Below are 1,999 nucleotides of genomic sequence, written 5' to 3'. Positions count from 1 at the left end.
AGTATGTCCCTGTGGAGTCTATGATTAAAGCGACTGAAGTGATTGTAGGAATCGCTCAAAAAGTAGCCAAAAAATATAGTGCAAGCAATTGATCAATAACTCTTGTGTTTTTAAGTTTGTATTCGTTAAAAGCAAAAAAATCTCCAAAAATTGCTTTTTGGAGACCTAGTTGTAACAATTTGTAACAATGAAAAACTATGCATTTCTTTATTGTAAAAACCCCTAAATTTTAAACTTAAAAGAAATGTAGGTTAAAAGTACTTTTTCTATTAAAACTAAAGAAACATATTAAGATAACTCAGGGTTTTTCCCTTTTACATTCAAGAAAAACCCTTTAAAATGAGCAAAATCTTGCGTTTTGTTTGCGGTAGTGTAATAAGGTTCAGAAAATTGTATTTGTTTATTTTCAAAATCTAAGGTTGCCATAACAATTGGCACATTTGCACCTTTGGCTATATAATAAAACCCAGTTTTCCATTCGGTTACTTTTTTTCGGGTTCCTTCTGGAGATAATCCTAAACGAAATTCTTTTTTTGAATTAAAAACTTGAACAATAGCATCTACCAAGTTATCGCTTTTAGTTCTATCTACTGGTGTACCTCCTAAAGCTCTAAAAATAAATCCAAAAGGACCTTTAAACAAAGAATCTTTACCAATAAAATTAACCATTACCCCAGAGGCCATTCTTGCTAAAATGGCAATAGGAAAATCTACCCAACTGGTATGAGGTGCAGCAATTACCACATATTTTTTGATGTTTTTAGGAAAATCGCCTTTAAATTTCCAGCCTAAAATTGTGAATAAGATAAATCTCGCTATTTTTTTCATTGATTTTTTAATGAATCAACGAAATTAAGGATTAATTATTTTTTAAACAGAACTTAATTAGATTTATTAGACCAATAATTTTTCTATACATCAAATTCGTAATTCATCATAAAAAAATATAATATTCCTTACTTTTACGCTATTATAATTATACAGCATGAGCGACATTATTACTTATTTTATCATAGCATTGATTTTTAGTTTAATCGGTTTTTATATCGGAAAAATCTTATCCAAATTAAATTTCGAAAAAGAAAAAACTAGTGTAGAAAAAGAAAAATCTACTTTAGAAGAGCGTGTAAATTTATTGCAACAATCTAAAGATATGGTTGAAAATAATTATATAGAACTTCAAAAAGAAATTAAAAACAGCCAGCAAGAAAAAGAAGATTTATTGACGTTAAATACGCGTCAAGATTCAGAAATTAAAAACTTACAGCTAAAATTAGAAGAACATAAAGCAGAAGTTGAAAAATTACAAAAGAAATTTACCAATGATTTTGAAGTTTTGGCGAATAAAATTCTCGAAGAAAAATCGAATAAATTTACAGAGCAAAATAGAGAAAACATCAAAAATATTTTAAATCCTTTACAAGAAAAAATAAAGGTTTTTGAAGATAAGGTTGATAAAACGCATAAAGAAAGTATTGATTATCATGCAGCTTTACGTCAGCAAATCGTAGGTTTAAAAGAACTGAATCAGCAAATGAGTAAAGACACATTAAACTTAACCAAAGCCTTAAAAGGTGATAGTAAAATGCAAGGAAATTGGGGCGAATTGGTGTTGGAACGTGTTTTAGAAAAATCTGGATTAGAGAAAGATAGAGAATATTTTGTACAGCAAAGTTTTACCACAGAAGAAGGCAAAAGAGTACTACCCGATGTTGTGATCCATTTACCAGACAATAAAAAAATGATTGTGGATTCTAAAGTTTCATTAACGGCTTATGAGCAGTTTATTAATGAAGATGATGAACCTAAGAAAGAACAGTTTTTAAAAGATCATGTAAATTCTTTAAAACGCCATATAGAGCAATTATCATCAAAAAAATACGAGGATTTGTATCAAATAGAATCTCCCGATTTTGTATTGCTTTTTATCCCTATTGAGCCTGCATTTGCAGTGGCTTTAAATGCAGACAATCATCTGTATAACAAAGCTTTTGAAAAA

Annotated in this window: 2 protein-coding genes; one reads left to right on the top strand and one right to left on the bottom strand. The window is 28.9% G+C overall.

The window, feature by feature from the left end; translation table 11 throughout:
* Window positions 1–288: 288 nt before the first annotated feature.
* Complete coding sequence (locus tag ACTG3V_RS15500) at window positions 289–828, bottom strand: 1-acyl-sn-glycerol-3-phosphate acyltransferase (RefSeq protein WP_439133076.1); 540 nt, start codon at window positions 826–828, stop codon at window positions 289–291.
* A gap of 157 nt (window positions 829–985) precedes the next feature.
* Between ACTG3V_RS15500 and rmuC the strand changes: the two genes are divergently transcribed.
* The coding region (gene rmuC / locus ACTG3V_RS15495; protein WP_439133075.1) for a DNA recombination protein RmuC at window positions 986–1,999 on the top strand (1,014 nt) is incomplete at its 3' end.

This window comes from Polaribacter sp. (genome assembly GCF_965660385.1).
Lineage (GTDB): Bacteria > Bacteroidota > Bacteroidia > Flavobacteriales > Flavobacteriaceae > Polaribacter.
This window is presented reverse-complemented; position numbering and strand designations above follow the sequence as displayed.

What these genes read in the sequence shown, in the direction of transcription:
- ACTG3V_RS15500 (WP_439133076.1), bottom strand. Translation starts at nt 828, where the DNA reads ATGAAAAAAATAGCGAGATTTATCTTATTCACAATTTTAGGCTGGAAA.